At 68.2% G+C, this 19,737-nt stretch carries 17 protein-coding genes; 12 read left to right on the top strand and 5 right to left on the bottom strand.

The features are described 5' to 3' along the window. Nucleotides 1–492: 492 nt before the first annotated feature. Together CLV29_RS11860 and CLV29_RS11865 are read left to right on the top strand one after the other, a co-directional pair. A complete protein-coding gene (locus CLV29_RS11860; RefSeq protein WP_166649253.1) occupies nucleotides 493–1,839 on the top strand; it encodes an MFS transporter in 1,347 nt (448 codons plus the stop codon). A gap of 68 nt (nucleotides 1,840–1,907) precedes the next feature. Next, nucleotides 1,908–2,909: an NADPH:quinone oxidoreductase family protein gene (locus tag CLV29_RS11865; RefSeq protein ID WP_133755306.1), complete on the top strand. Its 1,002-nt coding sequence runs from the start codon at nucleotides 1,908–1,910 to the stop codon at nucleotides 2,907–2,909. Between the two features lie 162 nt (nucleotides 2,910–3,071). On the opposite strand, the gene CLV29_RS11870 is transcribed toward CLV29_RS11865, so the two are convergent. Beyond that, nucleotides 3,072–3,749 carry a helix-turn-helix transcriptional regulator gene (locus tag CLV29_RS11870; RefSeq protein WP_208292935.1) on the bottom strand — a complete coding sequence of 226 codons (678 nt, stop codon included), beginning with the start codon at nucleotides 3,747–3,749 and terminating at the stop codon, nucleotides 3,072–3,074. 94 nt (nucleotides 3,750–3,843) lie between these two features. On the opposite strand from CLV29_RS11870, the gene CLV29_RS11875 reads away from it, so the two are divergent. From CLV29_RS11875 to CLV29_RS11885, 3 genes are all read left to right on the top strand, one after another. Continuing rightward, nucleotides 3,844–4,209, top strand: coding sequence for a VOC family protein (locus tag CLV29_RS11875; RefSeq protein WP_133755307.1), 366 nt, complete (start codon nucleotides 3,844–3,846; stop codon nucleotides 4,207–4,209). Between the two features lie 280 nt (nucleotides 4,210–4,489). Further along, nucleotides 4,490–6,373, top strand: coding sequence for a calcineurin-like phosphoesterase C-terminal domain-containing protein (locus CLV29_RS11880; protein ID WP_208292936.1), 1,884 nt, complete (start codon nucleotides 4,490–4,492; stop codon nucleotides 6,371–6,373). A 226-nt stretch (nucleotides 6,374–6,599) separates the two neighbouring features. Continuing rightward, nucleotides 6,600–6,896, top strand: a complete 297-nt coding sequence (locus CLV29_RS11885; protein WP_133755308.1) for a hypothetical protein — start codon at nucleotides 6,600–6,602, stop codon at nucleotides 6,894–6,896. A 237-nt stretch (nucleotides 6,897–7,133) separates the two neighbouring features. Here the strand turns inward: CLV29_RS11885 and CLV29_RS11890 are convergent, their stop codons facing one another. Continuing rightward, a complete protein-coding gene (locus CLV29_RS11890) occupies nucleotides 7,134–8,609 on the bottom strand; it encodes a CCA tRNA nucleotidyltransferase (protein ID WP_133755309.1) in 1,476 nt (491 codons plus the stop codon). A 319-nt stretch (nucleotides 8,610–8,928) separates the two neighbouring features. After that, complete coding sequence (locus CLV29_RS11895) at nucleotides 8,929–9,420, bottom strand: GNAT family N-acetyltransferase (RefSeq protein ID WP_133755310.1); 492 nt, start codon at nucleotides 9,418–9,420, stop codon at nucleotides 8,929–8,931. A gap of 544 nt (nucleotides 9,421–9,964) precedes the next feature. Between CLV29_RS11895 and CLV29_RS11900 the strand changes: the two genes are divergently transcribed. The 6 genes from CLV29_RS11900 (at nucleotide 9,965) to CLV29_RS11925 (ending at nucleotide 18,543) form a co-directional block, all read left to right on the top strand. Beyond that, the gene (locus CLV29_RS11900; protein ID WP_133755311.1) at nucleotides 9,965–12,073 is read left to right on the top strand and encodes a DUF6049 family protein; all 2,109 of its coding nucleotides are present in this window, start codon (nucleotides 9,965–9,967) and stop codon (nucleotides 12,071–12,073) included. Then, nucleotides 12,070–15,726: a murein biosynthesis integral membrane protein MurJ gene (murJ, locus tag CLV29_RS11905; protein WP_133755312.1), complete on the top strand. Its 3,657-nt coding sequence runs from the start codon at nucleotides 12,070–12,072 to the stop codon at nucleotides 15,724–15,726. Before CLV29_RS11900 ends, murJ begins: the two co-directional genes overlap by 4 nt. Beyond that, nucleotides 15,723–16,307 (top strand): RNA polymerase sigma factor SigM, encoded by a 585-nt coding sequence (gene sigM / locus CLV29_RS11910; protein ID WP_243831913.1) that lies wholly within the window; start codon nucleotides 15,723–15,725, stop codon nucleotides 16,305–16,307. The genes murJ and sigM overlap by 4 nt, the downstream gene beginning before the upstream one ends. A gap of 2 nt (nucleotides 16,308–16,309) precedes the next feature. After that, complete coding sequence (locus tag CLV29_RS11915) at nucleotides 16,310–16,810, top strand: hypothetical protein (RefSeq protein ID WP_133755313.1); 501 nt, start codon at nucleotides 16,310–16,312, stop codon at nucleotides 16,808–16,810. Between the two features lie 110 nt (nucleotides 16,811–16,920). Next, a complete protein-coding gene (locus tag CLV29_RS11920; RefSeq protein WP_133755314.1) occupies nucleotides 16,921–17,304 on the top strand; it encodes a cupin domain-containing protein in 384 nt (127 codons plus the stop codon). A gap of 180 nt (nucleotides 17,305–17,484) precedes the next feature. Next, entirely contained in the window at nucleotides 17,485–18,543 is a 1,059-nt protein-coding gene (locus CLV29_RS11925) for an NAD(P)-binding domain-containing protein (protein WP_133755315.1), read from the top strand. Nucleotides 18,544–18,576: 33 nt separating this feature from the next. Here the strand turns inward: CLV29_RS11925 and CLV29_RS17070 are convergent, their stop codons facing one another. After that, nucleotides 18,577–18,699 (bottom strand): hypothetical protein, encoded by a 123-nt coding sequence (locus tag CLV29_RS17070; protein ID WP_279586486.1) that lies wholly within the window; start codon nucleotides 18,697–18,699, stop codon nucleotides 18,577–18,579. Nucleotides 18,700–18,809: 110 nt separating this feature from the next. On the opposite strand from CLV29_RS17070, the gene CLV29_RS11930 reads away from it, so the two are divergent. Further along, nucleotides 18,810–19,397 (top strand): hypothetical protein, encoded by a 588-nt coding sequence (locus CLV29_RS11930; RefSeq protein WP_133755316.1) that lies wholly within the window; start codon nucleotides 18,810–18,812, stop codon nucleotides 19,395–19,397. Nucleotides 19,398–19,403: 6 nt separating this feature from the next. On the opposite strand, the gene CLV29_RS11935 is transcribed toward CLV29_RS11930, so the two are convergent. Further along, nucleotides 19,404–19,733: a thioredoxin family protein gene (locus CLV29_RS11935; protein ID WP_133755317.1), complete on the bottom strand. Its 330-nt coding sequence runs from the start codon at nucleotides 19,731–19,733 to the stop codon at nucleotides 19,404–19,406. Nucleotides 19,734–19,737 lie beyond the last annotated feature (4 nt).

A 19,737-nucleotide genomic window follows, 5' to 3' on the forward strand; every position in this document is an offset into this window, starting at 1 on the left:
TGGGCGCCAGGCGCGATCCCCGTGTGAACCACCGCAACCGGTCGGCAGCGAACACCGCTGAACTGGCTCCAGATGCGCGATTAGGCGCCCAACCCGCCAGAATCACGAACTGGCGCCACGGCAGCGGTGTCCCTCGGCGCGGCTCTCCCCAAAATGCATGTAGATGCCCCGTCAGACCACACCGCTGTGGTGGCTCCACACACTGGAACCGGTCTCAGACCCGCCCACTTGCCCATCGGGCGCCACGGCAGCGGGGGTTCGGCAGGGAGTTGCGGCCGCGATCCCGGGTCGGACGGTGCGGGCGCTCGAGATCGATGCTCGCCGACACACCGCGCATTCGCCGCGAGCGGGCGCGTGTCGGATCGGGGTCCCCGGGTGGGCCTCGGGGGAAACCCACCCGGGAACGTCAGCCGAACTTACCCGCCACAACCGTCCGGAAAACCCCTACACGCCGAGTCGCCTCCACCCGTTCTCCGACATAGGCTGCGCTGCGTGGATTTCTTCCGCGCATTGCGCCGGCTCTGGCGGCACCGGTTGTTCCGGCGACTGCTCGCACTCCGGGTCGCCACCCAGGCCAGTGACGCGGCGATGCAGGTGGGGCTCGCCGCCTACGTCCTGTTCTCCCCCAACGAGCAACCCGACGCGGGCTCGATCGTCGCCGTCCTGGCGATCACCTTGTTGCCGTTCTCCCTGGTGGGGCCGTTCATCTCGCCCAGTCTGGACCGCTGGAACCGGCGCCAGGTGTTCGTCGTCACCGACATGGTCCGGGTCGTGCTGACGACCGGGGTTGCCGTCCTGGTCGTCTTCGGCGAGCGTTCGGGGCTGGCGATGGCGGCCATCTACGTACTGGCCCTGCTGGCGCTCAGCATCAACCGGTTCATGATGGCCGGGATGTCGGCGGCGCTGGCCCGTACCGTCGATCCCGACGAGTACCTGCTGGCGTCCTCCACGATGCCGATCGTCGGTCCGATCGGTGGTGCCATCGGGGCCGGTACGGCAGCCGCGATCCGGCTGATCGGCGGAGCCTCGATGCCGACCTGGCAGGCGGATGCGCTGATCTTCGTCGCCGCCGCGATCGGTTTCGCGATCGGCATCCAGCTGGCGTTGCGGATCCCGCGTACCGCATTGGGTCCGGATCCGGAGGAGGCCGAACTGGTGCCGATGCGGCGCCAGGCCGGTCTGGTACTGGGGGATCTGGCCGACGCGGTTCGGCACCTGCGGGAACGCTCCACCGCCGGCCTCGGCCTGTTGATCGTGCTCGCCCAGCGGATCACCTACGGGATGGTCACGGTGAGCGCGATCCTGCTCTATCGGAACTGGTTCAACACCGTCGACCAGGTCGACACCGCACTCGCACAACTGGGGATCTGGCTGGCCGCCACCGGCGCCGGTTACATCGCCGCAGCACCGATCGCCCCGATCATCGGTCGCCGGTTCGGGGTCCGGAACATGCTGCTGGCCGGGATCGTGCTCTGTGCGGTGGTGCAGCTCGTACCGGGATCGATCTTCACCCAGGCGACCCTGGTGATCGCCGCCTTCTTCCTCGGCCTGGGGTCGCAGGCTTTGAAGGTCGGGGTGGACACGCTGATCCAGGCCCAGGTGGACGACGAGTTCAAGGGACGCTCGTTCGTGCTCTACGACATGATCTTCAATGTCGCCCTGGTCACCGGTGGCGCACTGGTCTGGTGGCTGTTCCCCAGCGACGGTCACACCCTGGCCGGGTTCGTCGCCCTGGCGGTGGTGTTCGCACTGATCGCCGCCGTCTTCGCCGTCGCTTCCCGGCGGATCGGTGTGAGCGTCTTCGACCGGGGCACCGAACGCGCGATCGTGGGCAACTGACCCGGTTCGGCCGGCAGGCCGACGGCTCTGCGACGATGGTCCGGTCAATGAGGATGAGGAGTGGGCCGATGAAGGCACTACAGCTGACCGAGCTGGGCGTACCGTCCGATGCGTTGCATTACGTCACCGACGCGCCGGTTCCCGAGCCGGGGCCAGGGCAGGTACGGGTACGGGTGGCCGCCGCGCCGGCCAATTTCCCGGATGTGTTGATGTGTCAGGGGTTGTACCAGGACAAACCGCCGCTGCCGGCCGTCCTCGGTATCGAGTTGGCCGGTCTGGTCGACGCGGTGGGTCCCGAGGTCGATCGGTGGTCGATCGGTGACCGGGTGATCGCGCTGCCCGAGTTGGCACACGGAGGTTTCGCCGAGTACGCCCTGGCTCCGGCCGATCAACTGTTCGCAGCGCCACAGGGATTGGACGCCGCCCAAGCGGCGTCGCTGACCGTGGCCTATCAGACGGCCTGGTTCGCGCTGCACAGACGGGCCCGGTTGCAGCCCGGTGAGGTGGTGTTGGTGCATGCCGCCGCGGGCGGTGTCGGGAGTGCGACCGTGGAGTTGGCGAAGGCCGCCGGGGCGCAGGTGATCGCGGTCGTCGGCGGCGAGCGCAAGGCCGAGGTGGCTCGGTCGCTGGGCGCCGATCTGGTGGTCGACCGCACGATCGACGACTTCGTGGCAGCGACCAAGGAGTTCACCGGTGGTCGCGGTGCCGACGTGATCTTCGATCCGGTCGGTGGTGACACCTACCGCAGGTCGACCAAGTGCATCGCCTGGGAGGGACGGATCCTGATCATCGGCTTCGCCGGTGGGCAGATCCAGGAGGTCGCACTGAATCACGTGTTGATCAAGAACTATTCGATACTCGGTCTGGTCTGGGGCCGCTACCGGCAGCTGGCGCCGGAGACGATCCCTGCCTGCCATGTCGAGTTGAGCCGGCTGGCGGCCGAGGGCAGCATCCACCCGGTGATCGATTCGCGGCTGTCCCTGGCCGAACTGCCGCAGGGACTGATGCGGCTCGCCGCCGGGGACACCGTCGGCCGGGTGGCCTGGGTCGACGAGACGGTCGACTTCTGATCAGCTCTGGCACGACGCCGCCTCGAATGTTCCGGCATTGCGGTGACGACCGCTCCGCTGGGCTGGCCCTCAGCTGAGCGGGGCAGAGTGCCGCCGAACCAGCTCCTCGGCGAGTTGCCAGATCCGAGTACGGGCTGCCTCCGGGGCGAGGATCTCGATGTGTCACCGAACTGCAGGAGTTGGCGTACCGACTCGAGGTCGGGGTAGCCGACGACGGCGGTGCAGAATCCCTGGTCCGCATCGAACACCTCGCGGATCCGCGTACCCAGGATGCGTTTGGCCAGGTCGAAACGGTTCGTGGGTAGGCGGAAGGTGATGCTCACGCGCCCCTGTCTCTCTGTGTGCTGCTTCAGCGCTGCGGTACCGGATCCGCATCCGGCGTCGGTGACGCAGGGCCGAGGCGAGACCGGAGATATCGATCGCTGAGGCTGGTTCGGCGAACCAGGCAGTGCTGTCCACCAGCACCAGCTCGGCCAGTCGCAGCGGATTCGGGTCCTCGGGGGTGGCGACCTGCCGGGCGGCGATCTTGCGCGTGGCCGACTCCCATACCGCTGACAGGCCCAGGCGCTCGAGCTGCGCCGAGTCCAAACCGGCCACGGAGAGGGCCTCCAGCTCCGGTGGGTCCAGATGGGACGCATTGAGTCGCGCACCCGGCAGCAGGACGATCCCGCCGTTGCGTCCTCGCTCGGCATAGACCGGCACCCCAGCTGCCGAGAGCGCCTCGACGTCGCGCAGCACCGTCCGCCGGGACACTCCCAAGCGCTCGGCGAGCTCGCCGGTGGTGATCCGCTGGCGGGTCTGCAGGAGCAGCAGCAGATGCAGCAGCCTCGAGGCCTTCATGCCGAGCATTCTCCACCGAAATGGTGACAGGTTCTGTCGCGATCACACGATCGACTGGGTGTCGACCGGAAGACCACCGCATCGAGGAGTGTCCATGCCCGCACCGAACCTGTTCCTGATCGGCGTCAGCGATGCCGCCTCCGCCACGACCTTCTACAGCGACCTGTTCGAGATCGAACCGACCTTCGTCAGCCCCCGCTACGTCGCTTTCGAGGTTGCCCCCGGCGTGCTGTTCGCGTTGTGGACGGGGTACCGCGAGCAGGTGCTCGCCGGCGCGCCACGTACCAGCGAAGTGGGGTTGATGGTGCCCGGACAGGCCTCGGCGATCGACGAGCTGTTCGCGAGCTGGGTGCAGAAGGGGGTCCAGGTCGTGCAGCCACCGCACGAAGCGGTGTTCGGACGTACCTTCGTGATCAGCGATCCCGACGGCAACCTGATCCGAGTCTCACCGGTGGACTGACCTGCGTCCAGGCGAGCGCTGCGGGCAGGTCGCGCGGCCGAAACTGCCCACGCCGCGGATCGGTGACATGATCAACAAGGATCCGTGGCCAGCACTACCGGCGCAAGATCAACTTCTACCGAACTCCCGTTCACCCCAGCTCCACCTGCTGCCCGCCGGCAGGCCAGTTCACGTTGATCAACCTGTCGACGGCAGGACATCTCGATGTCACCCACGATCCTTAGCGTCGATACCGAAGCGCTTCACGAGTTTGTCCACACCCCCCAAGGGAGAAACCCTGATGCTGTTCGTTTTCCATCCCCCCACTGCTCCACGATCATCTCGGCGATCGACCTCGACGAATCGGATCGCCCTCGCTGCCCGTACCGTCACCGTCCTCGGGACCGCGACCGTCCTCGGCCTCGGCAGCGCCCTGAGCGGGTACGGCACCGACACCGCGCAGGCGGCACCCAAGGCAGTCCAACCCGACACCTACGAGGGCCAGGTGGAGGTGGTACGCGGCGGCGCCGAGGATCCCGAGGTGCTCACCGGCACCGTCTTCAACGACAAGGACGAGGACTCGACCAAGGACCGTCGGGAGAAGGGCATCTCCGGTGTCGCGGTCTCCAACGGCATCGACGTGGTCACCACCGACAGCGACGGCGTCTACGAGCTGCCGGTCCGCGACAACATGACCGTCTTCGTCACCCAGCCGGCGGGTTGGCAGGTCCCGGTCGATGAGTACCAGTTCGCCCAGTTCAGCTGGAATCACCTGCCTGAGGGGTCCCCCGATCTGAAGTACGGCGGCATCGCCCCGACCGGCGACCTGCCGAAGGCGGTCAACTTCCCGATGGCGAAGTCCAAGGCGACCGCCCGTACCGATCAGAGCTGCCCGATCGCCTCCGACACCCAGGCCTACGACATGACCGAGATCGGATACGCCCGGGACGGCGCCGTCTCCGACCTGGCCCAGCGTGAGGACTACGGCGGCTGTGGTGTGCTGCTGCTCGGTGACAATGTCGGCGACGACCTGTCGTTGAACCCGGCGTTGAAGGACATCTACCGCGACACGAACGGTCCGATCCGGGCGGTTCTCGGCAACCACGACATGGACTTCGATGCACCGGACCAGTCACACATGGCCGACACCTTCCGCAACGACTTCGGCCCCACCTCGTTCTCCTACGATGTCGGTGAGATCCACTTCGTGGTGCTGAACAGCATCGAGTACCCGCTGCCGGCGGGCAGTGATCGCCAGTACAACGAGAAGATCACCGCCGAGCACCTGCAGTGGCTCGAGAATGATCTTGAGAATGTGGCGAAGAACAAGCAGATCGTGATCGCCAGCCACGCCCCGATCGTCAACTATCGGGAGATGGTCGTCGACAACGCACCCGAGCTGTACGAACTGCTGGCGGGTCGGAAGGTGATCACCATCGGTGGTCACACCCACACCCTGGAGAACCTGCCCGCCGGAAGTCAGCGCGCGGAGTGGGCCGAGAGCGGAATCGATGAGCTGCCCTTCCGGCAGCTGGTCGCCGGTGCGGTGTCGGGTGACTGGTACTCCGGTGACCTGAACTCCGAGGGCCTGCCGCTCGCGCTGATGTCCGACGGTGCGCAACCCGGTGTGATGACCCTCGACGTCCGGGGTTCGTCGATCACCCCGCGCTACACCATCCGCCGGGAGTCCGACGAACTGCAGATGGGACTGGGTATCAACTCCCCGTCCTGGCGTGAATGGGCCGAGGAGGCTCAGCAGTGGCAGGACAACGACAAGGAAGGCGAGGCCCCTGAACTGGGCGATGCGAAGGTGATCGACCGGGCCGAGCTGGAATCGGGGGAGACCTGGCTGACGACCAACTTCTACCCCGGCAACATCAAGTCCCGAGTCGAGGTACGGATCGACGGCGGCCGTACCCGCGTCGCCGAGCACACCCAGCCGAACACCGGCGAGGAGTTGCGTGACGGTTGGGAGTGGGCCGATCCGTACGGGGCCACCCGCAACCTGCAGCATGACGGGAACGTACCCACGAACTCGTCTCACCTGTGGCGCTACGAACTGCCCGCCGACCTGTCGCCGGGCACCCACACCGCGAAGGTGACCGCCACCGACGAGTACGGGCGCGAGTTCACCGAGACGATCCGGTTCACCGTGACCGAGGAGCGGACCGTCCAGACCGGCTGAGCCGAGGGAACGCCAGTGCCCGAATCCGGCTGACGGATCCGGGCACTGTGCGTGTCTCGGGGCAGATGGCTCGACGCGTACACCGCTGGAGTGGCTCCAGATCACGAATCGGGCGGATCCAACGCCGATTCCGGCGACTGGAGCCACCTCAGCGGTGTGCCCGCGCTGGCAAGGCCGGTCGCGAAAGCCCTTGCTGACAACTCTCCGCGGGTTGCAGAGTGGGAACGTGATTGCCACCACGATCGATCCGCGCGACCAGACTTCGGAGTTCGACGCCCCGACCTACCGGGTGTTCTTCTGGGAGGGCAATGGTGGATGCGCCTGCGAGGAGTGGGAGTTGAGCGAGGCCGATCTCGATGAAGTTCTCGAGTGGATCCCGGCACATTCCCACGGCCGGCCGCACAGTCTATGGGCGGTCGTCCGCGGTGGCCGCGACGAGGTGACGCAGATCCGGCTGCGCGGAATCGATCCACCTGCGGGTCCGGACACCTGGCCGGTCTGGGCCAAGGAGGAGCGCTGTTGAGCGGGTGCATCCGCTTCCACCTCGACTCGAGAGCCACTCCAGCGGTGTTCCTGCCATCTCATGCTGCCGCTGACCCGCGAGTTCGGCTGCCGCCACCCGGATGCCGACACCGCTACCGCGGCGCCGACACCGCGATCAGAGAACCTCTGCGGCGATTCGACCGCCTGGAGCCAGGTCAGCGGTATCCCCACCTGCCACGGCCACTATTGCGGTGACCCTCGGGGACCACCATCACGATCAGTCGCGGGACTGCCACCACTCCAGCAGCACCTGCTTGGCAGCTTCCTCACCGAGCGGGCCGTTGTCGATCCGCTGCTCCAACAAGAACTTGTAGGCCTGGCCGACCTCCTTGCCGGGTCCGATGCCCAGGATCGCCATGATCTGATCGCCGTTGAGGTCCGGGCGCATCGCACCCAACTCCTCCTCCGCGGCGAGGGCGTCGATCCGGTCCTCCAGATCGTCATAGGCCCGACGCAGACGCTCGGCCTTGCGCTTGTTCCGGGTGGTGCAATCGGCCCGGGTGAGGATGTGCAGACGCTCCAGCTGATCACCGGCATCGCGGACGTAGCGGCGAACCGCAGAGTCGGTCCACTGGCCGTCGCCGTACCCGTGGAAGCGCAGGTGCAGTTCCACCAGCTTCGCCACCGCAGCGATCTCATCGGAGGAGAACCGCAGGGCTTTCAGCCGCTTTTTCACCAGCTTCGCCCCGACCACATCGTGATGATGGAAGGTGACCTTGCCGTCGTCGACGAACCTGCGGGTGGCGGGCTTGCCGACATCGTGCAGCAGTGCCGCCAACCGGTTGATCAAATCGGGTGCGTGCCCGCGCCGCTTCTCCAGGTCGATCGCCTGGTCCAACACCACCAGGGAGTGCTCGAAGACGTCCTTGTGCCGGTGGTGCTCGTCCACCTCCAACCGCATCGCGGGCAGCTCGGGCAGGACGTGGTCGGCGATCCCGGTCGCCACCAGCATCGCCAACCCGGCCCGCGGCTTGTCGGCGAGCAACAACTTCGACAGCTCATCGCGTACCCGCTCGGCGGAGATGATCTGGATCCGATCGGCCATCGCGGTCATCGCCGACAGCACCTCCGGCGCCGGCTGCATCTGCAACTGCGCGGCGAATCGGGCCGCCCGCATCATCCGCAGCGGATCGTCGGAGAACGACTGTTCCGGCGTACCGGGGGTACGCAGGACGCTCTGGGCAAGATCGGCCAAACCGCCGTAGGGGTCGGTGAAGGTGTTCTCGCCGACCTTGATCGCCATCGCGTTCACCGTGAAATCGCGCCGGACCAGATCGCCCTGCAGAGTGTCACCGAAGGCCACCTCCGGTTTGCGCGACTCCGGCCGGTAGATGTCGGCACGATAGGTGGTGATCTCGACGACCCAGTCCGGACTCTCACCGACATCGCGCGGGCCCTCGGTCGGGATCCGGGCGCCGATGGTGCCGAACTCCTTGCCGATCGCCCAGACCGCGGCGCCCTTGATCCCGGAGGTATACGAACTCAGCAACCTCTCGATCTCGTCGGGGCGGGCATCGGTGGTGAAATCCAGGTCGTGGCCGAGTCGGCCCAACAAGGCGTCGCGGACGCTGCCACCCACCAGATGAAGTTCGTACCCGGCGTCGGCGAAGCGCACACCGAGCCGCTCCACCACCGGTGCGATGCGCAGCAGCTCGGCGACGGCGTTCGCCTGGACTTCGGACAGATCGGGCACGACGGATCACTGTAGCCAATCCCGCCCGGACGGGCCTGATCACGACCGAGGCTGTACCCAGCTCGCCAGACCTGTTCCGCAGCACTTGCAGCCATCGACGCTGGATAGGTCAATCTACTGCGGAACAGATGCACGAGATGCGGCGGCCCCAGCCCTCCGCTCCGGAGTGGGTGCGTCCTCGACGGCGTCCACGAGGAGTCGACTTTCCTCCCGGGCGCCGCCCGCAGCGACTACACCCGGTCGCAGCAGCGAACGACGATCTGGCGGGGGCGACCCTCGGGCTCGTAGCTCCCGATGACATCGTCTCGCCGGTACGTGACTACAGCCGCCGGTACATGATGTGCAGCCCGACCAAGCCGTCTCGTCGGTGGTCGAAGGCCTCCGGCACGGTGGCCAGGATCTCGAACCCCAGCGACTGCCACAGCCGTACCGCGGTGGTGTTGGTTTCCACCACGGCGTTGAACTGGATCGCCCGGTACCCCTGCTCTCGGCACCAGCCGATCATGTACTCCCCCAGCGCCCGGCCGACCCCGCGACCACGAGCCGCGGGCGAAACCATGAAGCTGGCCGTCGCGACGTGGGAGCCACGGGCTGGCCGGTTCGGGCCCATCTTCGCCGAACCGAGCACCGTCTCGGTGGTCTCGTCGACGGCGACGACGGTCTGTCCGGGCGGGGGTTCCAGCCACAGCGCCTTCGCCTGCTCCGAACTCAGGTCCTCGGGATAGGCATAGGTCTCCCCTGCCGCCACGGTCTCGGCAAAGAAGGGGTGGATCTGTTCCCAGTCGGCATCGGTGGCCGGTCGGATCCTCATGGGTACGGACGCTAGCGCTACGGCTGGCCACTGCGACAGCAACTTCTGCCCGGGCCAACGCTCGGTGAACCACCGGCCGGCTCACTCGGAGACGACTCCGCGGCGGCTGGTGTCCGCGGCAGCTGGTGACGGCCGGTGTCCGTGGCGACGCGTGTCCGTGATGGCTCTTGGGAATTTTCGGTTGCTCAGCCACTAGAACCGACGACTCATCACCAGCCACCCGCCATCCGAGCTGCCGCAGTGGAACACCCCCCTCAGCGGTTCGTTAGGTGGTAAGGGAACTTGCGCGGGTGGCGACGGTGAGTCGGAACACCGCTGGAGTGGCTCCAGACGCAGGAATCGGCGTTCGATCCACCCGTTTCACGACCTGGAGCCACGAAAACGGAGTACCGCGCCCCTGGGCAGCCCACAGCCCCAGCCACCGCAGCCGACGACCACAACCCCAGCCACCCACAGCCGGCTGACGACCCCCGCCTGCCGATCGATGCACCCCGCCCAGCGTTTGCGGCGCGGCTTCCCGCGCGTCGGCTCCTAGGATGGCCGGGTGAGAAGTGCAGCCTTCCCCGAGCCTGTGCCCCGGCGCGGGCTCAGCCGCGTGTACGCGGCGCTGGCTGCGCTGTGCCTGGCGACGCTCGGCATCGGCACCGTGCAGACCCTCGGTCCGGCCGAGACGCCGACCGCGCAGGCGGCCGAAACCGAACTGATCGAGGTCGAGGTGGAGTCCTTCGAGCCCGCGCTACCCGCCCGGGACGGCGAGTTGACCATCTCCGGCACATTGACCAACACCTCCGATTCGGCGATCGCCAACGTCCGCCCCTATCTGTGGCGCAACCAGGGTCCGCTGACGAACCGGGCCTCCCTGGACCCGGTGCTCGAGGGCACCCTGCCGAGCGAGGGCCGGGTGTTCGTCGACGGCGCGTTCGAGAACGTGACCGACGATCGCGGCCCGATGCAGCCCGGTGAGGAACTGCCGTTCACCGTCACCGCCAAGATCGAGGACCTCGACCTGCCCCGGGCCTCCGGGGTCTATCCGGTCGGGGTGGACGTACTCGGCCAGGTCGACAACGGCGCGGTGTCCGTTCCCGGGCAGACCCGGCTGTTGCTGCCGCTGCCGGCCGAGGGAGCCACCGAACCCGAGCCGTCGAAGATCACCTCGGTGGTGATGTTCAACGCCGAACCGACGATGTATGCACCCGGCCAGTTCATCAACGACGACCTGGCCGCCGAGGTCTCCCGCGGCGGCCGGCTGGCGACGCTGCTGGAGACCGCCCGCACCGAGGGCATCAGTTGGGCGATCGACCCGTCGCTGTACGACGAGTTGACCGCGATGGCGCAGGGCTATCAGGTACGCGATGAGCAGGGCAATCTCACCGAGGGCAGCGGTTCGGCGGTGGCCGCCCGCTGGCTGGCCGACTTCGACGCCCTGAACGATTCGGTCGGATTCCGTCTGCCCTATGCCGGGGTCGACGCCGAGGCGGCGATCGTGAACGAACAACCGGAACTGATCGACCGGGCCGCCGAACTCGGTGCGACCTCCGATCTCGGGGGTCTGCCGGTCCTGGAGTGGTTCGACGACGGCATGATCGACCTGGACACCCTCGAGGCCACCACCGGACTGGATCCGACGGTGGTGCTGACCTCCAACGCCGACAGCGCGCACCGACTGCTGCAGTCCCCGGCCGACACCGAGGCCCCGCTGGTCCGTTACGACCCGCTGGCCTACGCCGGCGGCCCCGAGGGTACGAGCGACGCCCACCGCCGGCAACGGCTGCTCGCCGAGTCCTACATCGACGCGCGCTCCCAGCCGAGCGGCGGCGGCACCGTCCGGGTGATCACCACCGCCGAGCAGGCGCGGGCCGATGTCGCCGCGGAGGCACCGTGGGTGGAACGGTTGAGCCTGACCGAGCTGCTGGGCACCGACCCCAATGAGTGGAGCGAGACCTTCTCCGGCAGCACCTCCGAACCCTTGACGCCCGAACAGCTCGAACTGATGGCCGGCATCGAGGAGCGGTCGGACTCCTACATCGGCGCCCAGAGCGATCCCGAAGACAGCGCCCAGAGCATCACCCACGCCCTGGCGCGCGCCTCCAGCACCACCTGGCGTGGTCGGGCCGAGGCCCAGGCCGAGTTCCTCGCGCCGGTGCAGGCACGGATCGAGGCCTTCTTCGGCGGTGACGAACTCAGCCTGGAGGCGACCAGCCGGGTCACCATGGACGACCAGCAGGGCCTGTTCCCGGTGACCATCAGCTCGCAACTGGACGAACCGGTCAACGTGGCGGTGATCTTCACCTCCAGCAACGACGCCCGGTTGTCGATCCCCGACACCGAGGTGGTACGCGTACCGCCGGGTGAATCGGTGACCGTCGACGCCCGGCCGAAGGCGGCCACCAACGGCACCGTGCCGGTGGTGGCACATCTGGTCACCCCGGACCGGACCGAGATCGGCCCGGGAGTGGAGATCGAGGTGCAGGCGACCCGGCTCGGCGCCGTCGGCTGGGTGATCGTCGCCGTCTCCGGGGTGGTGCTGGTGGTCTCCACCCTGTTGCGGATCCGGCAGGTACGCCGGCACGGCAAGGCACCGGCCGAGACCGCCACCGACGACGATCCGGTGCCGACCGAGACCACTTCGGCCCCCAGCGGGGCCGCCCGATGACCGAACGCAACCGGTCGCTGGTCTCGGCCACGGCCCTGATGGCCTCGGGCACCCTGATCTCCCGGGTGCTCGGGTTCGTCCGGGTGGCGCTGCTGGCCTTCGTCTTCGGCAATGCCGGTCTGCAGGCCGATGGGTACAACCTGGCCTTCGCCGTCTCCAACGGTCTGTACTTCCTGATCGCCGGCGGTGTGCTGAACACCGTCCTGGTGCCGCAGATCGTCCGCGCGATCAAGAACGACGCCGACGGCGGGAACGCCTTCGTCTCCAAGATCGTGACCGCGATCCTGACCATCATGGCCGCCCTCACGGTGGTGCTGACGATCGCCACTCCGCTGGTGATGATCCCCTACTCCGGGCCGGAGTGGCGCTCCCCGGAGCTGGCCGCACAGTGGCAGTCGGTGCTGCTGATCGCGTACCTGATCATGCCGCAGATCTTCTTCTACGGGCTGTACGTGGTGCTCGGCCAGGTGCTGAACGCCCACGGGCGTTTCGGCCCCATGATGTGGACCCCGATCGTGAACAACGTGGTCTCGATCGCGGTACTCGTCGGGTACTTCCTGATCTGGGGAGTCACCGCGCCGGAGCAGAGCAACCAGCCGTTCACCACTGCCCAGGCGGTCACCCTCGGCCTGGGCGGGCTGGCCGGGATCGTGCTGCAGGCGCTGGTGATGATCCCCTATGTCCGGGCGACGGGATTGAAGCTGACCCCGCGCTTCGACTGGCGCAATGCGGGGCTGGGGCACGTCTTCCGGCTGGCGGTCTGGACCCTGGCCTACATGACGGTCAGCCAGATCGGGTTGATGGTCACCACCAACATCGTCTCCTCGGCCTCCACCCTCGGCACCCAGGGTGCGGGTCTCACCGCCTACACCAACGCCCGGTTGTTGTGGCAGGTGCCGCACTCGATGATCACGGTCTCCCTGGCCACCGCGATGTTGCCGATGGTCGCCCGGCTGGCCCAAGAACACGACCTCCACGGGGCCGCCGGTGAAGGTCTGCGGACACAGAAGATGGCCGCCACCGTGATGGTGCCGGCCACCTTGGCCTTCGCCGCCCTGGCCTTCCCGCTGTCCCGGATCCTGTTCGGCAGCGGCGCCGGCGCCTTCGACTACGGGTTCACCGCCTGGACCCTGATCGCCGCCTGTGTCGGGATCATCCCGTTCACGGTGCAGTACATCTGCCTGCGGCTCTACTACGCGCTGGAGGACACCCGTACCCCGGCGCTGCAGCAGATCCTGATCGTCGGCGTCAACATCGCCCTGGCCCTCGCCTTCGTCGCCAGCCCACTGGCCTCACCGCAATGGCTCGCCCCGGGGATGGCCCTGGCCTACTCGCTGTCCTACGTGGTCGGCGTCTTCATCTCCTGGCACAACCTGCGCAAGAAGCTGCCCGATCTCGACTCGATGGTGATCATCCGTCACCTGGTCCGGGTCGGTCTGTGTGCCCTGCCGGCCGGGGCGGTCGCACTGGCGATCTCCTGGTTCACCCGCGGTTGGCAGGACTCGCTGCTGCTGACCGTGTTGATCACCGCGGTCGCCGGCCTGCTCGGTCTGGTCATCTACTTCGGCATGGCCCGGGTGCTGCGGGTACGCGAGGTGAACGACATCGTCGCCACCGTGCTGCGACGTGGCGGGCGCAAGCGTGGGCAGGTGGAGCGGGCCGGCGCCGACTCCGATGACGAGTGGTACCCCGGTGACGACGAGCCGACTGAGGTCTTCCACTTCCCCGAGCAGTCGATGGACGACCCGAAGACGGTCCTGATGCCGCGGATCGGGGCGGAGCTGCCACCGGCAGGAGTGGCCCTGGAGCCCGAACCGCCGGTGGATCCGGGTACCTTTGGCATACCCGATGCGCCACAGAGAGCGGCCGGACCATTGGACACCACTGCCGAGGACGAGCACCCGATCCGGGTGAAGGCCGGCCAAGAACTTGGCCATCGTTACCGCTTGGAGCGCCCGGTCGTCCGCCGGGAGGGTTCCCAGAGCTGGCAGGCCTGGGATTCGGTGCTCGGCCGGCAGGTGATGGTGCACCTGCTGCCGGCCGACAGTGCGCAGGCCGAGAGCGTGCTGTACGCCTCCCGCAGCGCAGCGATCGCCACCGATTCCCGGTTCCTGCGGGTGCTCGACGTGGTGCCCTCGGCGACGGTGACCGAGATCAGCGACCCGGCCCGGCCGCTGCCGGAGGCCGACAGCTGGCCGCGGCGCAGTGTCACCCCGGCCGAACCCGACCGGCTGGCCTATGTGGTCACCGAGTGGGCCGAGGGATCGACCCTGCAGGATCTGTTGCGCGACGGCCCGCTGACCGCGGTCGAGGCGGCCTGGTTGTTGCACGAACTGGCCGATGCCCTGTCCGGCATCCACGAGCAGCAGATCGGCCATGAGCGGCTGAACCCCGACACCGTGGTGATCACCCCGACCGGCAATGTGAAGATCGCCGGCCTGCTGACCGAGGTCGCGCTGCAGCCGGTCGACCCGCACACCGACGACAATGCCGAGGAACTCGTCGACGAGCTGCGCGATGTCCACGACCTGGGCCGCTTGCTCTATGCCTGTCTGCTCTGTCGCTGGCCGGGCGGACCTGCCTACGGGCTCGGTGAGGCACCGATCGCCGGTCGCAGCTGGCTGACCCCACGGCAGGTACGTGCCGGTGTCTCGCCGCTGTTGGATGAACTGTGCGATCGGATGTTGAACCCAACCCCGCGGCACCGCAAGCCGCCGATCCACAGCTCGGCCGAACTGGCCGGGGAACTGACCCGGGTGCTGGCCGGGGTGGACGCCGTCGCCGAGCTGGAACAGCGGGTACGCCAGCAGCGTTCGGGTCAGGTGACCCGCGCCGATCAGCGCCTGCCGCTCGCTCGCGGCATCGGCCCGGCGCATCCTCCGGCACCCACACCGACCACCCCGCCGACGCCAACCAGGCCACCGGCCCCGCAGATCATGGTCCGTTCGCGCAGCGGGGAGACCACCCGTACCGCCGCCATCCCCGAGCGACCGCCGGCCGAGGAAGAGCGCCCCGAGCGCCGGTCCGCGGCCCGGTTGATCTTCCCGGCGCTGCTGGCCCTGGCCTTCGTCCTGGTGATCGCGGTCGCCCGGATCATCGGCGGCGCTGCACCGAGCAACGAGGGCGAGGCCGGCGCCCCGGCCCAGCAGCAGGGTACGGAGTCGGCGGAACAGCAGCCGAGTGAACCGCAGGTCCACGAGATCGTCGCCGCCCGGGACTTCGATCCCCAAGGTGATGACCAGACCGAGAATCCGGACCTGGTCGGCGATGCCGTCGACGGCGATCCCGAAACCGCCTGGCGGACCCTGCAGTACTACAACAACCCCGAGCTCGGCGGGGCCAAGCGCGGCGTCGGCCTGGTGCTCGACCTCGGCGAACCGGTCCCGGTCTCCACCGTGGACGTGCTGCTGGGTTCCGGCGACACCGACCTGGAGCTCCGCGTCCCGGACCCGGTGGCGGTCGACGAACCACCGATGCAGAGCGACGAGGACTGGCGTAGCGTTGCCTCGGTGGACGGGGCACAGGGGCAGACCGAGCTGACGCTCGATCCTGCCGAGGAGACCCGCTACGTGCTGGTCTACCTGACCCGGCTGCCGGCCAATGACGAAGGCAACTATCAGGGCTTCATCTACGAGGTCGAGGTCTCGGGGTGAGCGAGCGCACGCTGATCGGTGCCGACGAGCGTACCGACGACGAGTTGCTGGCCGCCCATGTGGCCGGCGACCCGAACGCCTTCGGACTGCTGTTCGCTCGGCACCGCAACCGGATGTGGGCGATCGCGCTGAAGACGATGCGCGATCCCGAGGAGGCGGCCGACGCGCTGCAGGAGGCGATGATCGCAGCCTTCCGCCGGGCAGGCAGTTTTCGTGGCGAGTCGAAGGTCACCACCTGGCTGCACCGGGTGGTGGTGAATGCCTGTCTGGACCGGATCCGCCGGAACAAGGTACGCAAGGCCCACCCGCTGCCCGAGGATCCGGACCGGATGAGTGAGCTGGCCGGTTCGACCCGTACCGACGAGGTGGAACGCCACGATCTGCGCCAAGCCCTCAACGCCGCATTGGGTCAGTTGAACACCGACCAACGCAGCGCCCTGCTGCTGATCGACGTCGAGGGCTATTCGGTGGAGGAGGCGGCCACGATCCTCGGTTGTGCGCCCGGCACCGTGAAGAGCCGCTGCGCCCGGGGCCGGGCACGACTCGCCCGGTTGCTGGTCCATCTGCGTGAGGACGAGTGAGCATGGAGACCCTGAAGGCGCGCAAGGATCCGCTGCCGGCGATCGTCGGCACCGGACTGCTCGGTCTGGTCACGGTCGTCTTCCTGGTCTCCGGTCGACCGATCGGCTGGTGGCAGGCCGCCGCGGTGGTGATCGTGCTCACCACGGTCTACGGACTCTTCCGCTGGTCGCAGGGACACACCACGGTGAACCTCTGCAATGACAAGATCACCGTCAGTTCCCCGTTCGGCAGCAAGGAGGTACGTGGTGGCTCGGTCACGGCGGTCCGCGAGATGCCGAACGGGCGCAGCCCGAACCACCTGCTGCTCACCGACGACGGGCGGAAGGTGCACGTACCCTCCTCGGAGGTCGAACGCGGGCACAGTGCGCTGTTCGACTGGCTCGCCGCCCACGCACCGCAGGCCGAGCTGGACAAGCGCTCGATCCGCACCCGCCGGTTGGTGCACGAGCGACGCAGCTCTGCGACGGAGACCACAGGCGAAGACTCCTCAGAAATTGGTTGAAATAGATACGATCGGTGGGGAGCCTACCCACCTTCCGGTTCGTCAGAAGGATCGGGCAGCACGGCTGTCCCGCCCCCCTCTGCCTTCCCCCGAACCCCTGAGGAGTCCTGGTGCGTGAGCATCCGACAACCGACGAGCTCGCCGAACTCGCCCTGGGCGAGACGGCCGCGCCGGTTGCCGACCATGTCGCCGGGTGCGCCGACTGCCAGGCGGAACTGGCTGCATTGGCAGAGGTCAGCTCCCTGCTCGAGGGAGAGGATCCACCGCCGATCCCCGAAGCCGTCGCAGCCCGTCTGCAAGCCACCTTGGCCGAAGAGGTCGAACGTGAACGGCAGGGGCAGGCGTTCGAGGACCAGCGCGAGGCCCTGCTGCGCGCCTCGAAACGGACCGAACTCGGCACCTTCGGGCCGAATCTGGCGACCGAGAAGAAGGACTTCAGCCCCGATGGCCGGCACGCCGTCGCAGCCCGGAACCGGGCCCGGCGTCAGGGCTGACCCGCTGCGCAGCGGCTCGGCCGGTCGCTGACTCGACCGGCCCGACCGGGATCGCGATCGGCCCTGCCGGGGTCTCGATCGGCCCGCCGGGATCTCGATTGGCCCCGACGGGATACTGGGCCGTGTGCACCAGCGAAGCTCCGATCCGATGATCGGGTCAGTACCGGCGGGTCCGTACCGGTGAACGATCCGCGTCGCAGCGATGTGCTGGTGATCGGTGCCGGGCAGGCCGGCCTTTCGGTCAGTCACCATCTGGACCGGCTCGGTCTGCAGCATCTTGTGCTGGACGCCGAGGAGGGCCCCGGTGGCGCCTGGCGGCACCGCTGGCCGACGCTGACGATGGGCACGGTGAACGGTATCCGCGAGTTGCCGGACAGCACTCCCCCGGCCGCCGATGCCGACGAACCGGCCAACCGGGCGATTCCGGAGTGGTTCGGCACCTACGAGCGTGACTTCGGCATCGAGGTCGAGCGTCCGGTACGGATCCGCCGGGTCACCTCGGTCGGTGACCGGTTGCTCGCCCACGCCGCCGACGGCAGGTCCTGGTCGGTCCGGGCGTTGGCCAATGCCACCGGCACCTGGCGCAAACCGTTCTGGCCCTCGGTGCCTGGCCGGGACTCCTTCACCGGCACGCAACTGCACACCCACGACTATCCCGGCCCGCAGCCGTTCGCCGGGAAACGGGTGGTCGTGGTCGGTGGCGGGATCTCCGCGGTCCAGCATCTGCTGGAGATCGCCCCCCTGGCCGCCGGCACCTTGTGGGTGACCCGCCGGCCGCCGATCTTCACCGACGGCGAGTTCGGCGAGGAGCGTGGCCGGGCGGCCGTGGCGATGGTGGCCGACCGGGTGAGCAAGGGTCTGGCGCCGCGTTCGGTGGTCAGTGTCACCGGGCTGCCGCTGACCCCGGCGGTCCGGGACGGCATCCACAGCGGGGTGCTGAACCGGTTGCCGATGTTCAGCGCGGTGACCGCCGACGGTGTGGCCTGGTCCGACGGCCGCCGCTGCCGCGCCGATGTCATCCTCTGGGCGACCGGATTCCGGCACAACCTCGACCATCTGGCGCCGCTGCACCTGCGCAGCGCCGACGGCGGGATCGTGATGGACGGCCAGCAGTTGACCCGGGTGGCGAAGGATCATCGGATCCAGCTGGTCGGTTATGGCCCGGGAGCCTCGACCATCGGCGCCAATCGGGCGGGCCGGGCGGCGGCCCGGGAGATCCAACGGCTGCTGGACAGCTGAACCCGGAACCGTGCCGGGTCAGATCGTGCCAGGTCAGATCGTGTCGGTCGCCTCGGCCCAGACGGCGGCTTCGAGCTCCCGCTCCTGCCGCAGATGACGGATCCGCAGCACGCCGAGGGTCGTACCGATGGCCACCAGCGGAATCAGGATCTTCATGGCTCCACAGGGTACGCGCCCGCTCGCCTTCGTCGCATCCGGCACCCGAACTCCTATGCTGGCGGGCAGTACGTGAGCACCACGTGTCACCCACTTCCCCAGGAGGTCCCGTGCGCAACCGACGTCTGTGCCTGTTGGTACCGGCCGTCGTCGGGCTCATCGCCATTGCCGGCTGTGCGCCGAGCGAGCCGACGCCCACGCCGACCATCACCCCCACCACCGCCGAGGTCCCGAGCGAGGACACCTACGACCGGGGGTCGGCACCCACCGAGGCCCCACCGGCCGGTGACACCTTCGGCTTCGACGAGGCGGCCCGCTACGACAACAGGGTCCTGGTACAGATCGACTCGGTCGAGGCCGGCACCGCGACCGAGACCATGACCGGCGCCGAGGGCACCGGCGGGGAGATCGTCACCGTCACCGTGGAGTTGATCAACGAGGGAACCGACACCGTCGACCTGGCCGACTGGGCGGTCCATGCCTACTACGGGGACGCCGACGTCGGTGCGGTGATGGTCCGCGACGAAGCGGGTACGGTCGGTGACTCCTTCGACGGGTCGATCGGTCCCTCGCAGTCGGTGACGGCCGATTTCGCCTTCGCCGCACCGGCCGCTGAGATCGAGCGGGTGTCGGTGCTGGTCGATCCGCGCGATGACGTCAACGAACCGGTGCTGTTCGTCGGCGCGGCCGACAGCTGAGGCTGCTCAGCCGCCGAGGGTGGCCTCGATGGCATCACGCATCGTGTTCTTCGGTTTCGACCCGCGGAAGGTGTGCACGGGCTGACCGTCGGCGAAGATCTGCACGGTCGGCAGGTGCAGCACCTGCTGGTCGGCCGGCGCGATCGGGTTCTCCGCGGTGTCGATCCGGACGAAGTCCATCCGGTCGGCGAAGCGGTTGGCCAACTCCACCAGGATCGGCTCCAGCTGTCGGCAGGGTCGGCACCACGGCGCCCAGTACTCGACCAGCACCGGCCGGGCAGCACGCAGCACCTCGGCATCGAAGGTCTGGTCGGTGACCTCCCGCAGTTCCCTCACCGAA

The organism is Naumannella halotolerans (genome assembly GCF_004364645.1).
Lineage (GTDB): Bacteria > Actinomycetota > Actinomycetes > Propionibacteriales > Propionibacteriaceae > Naumannella > Naumannella halotolerans.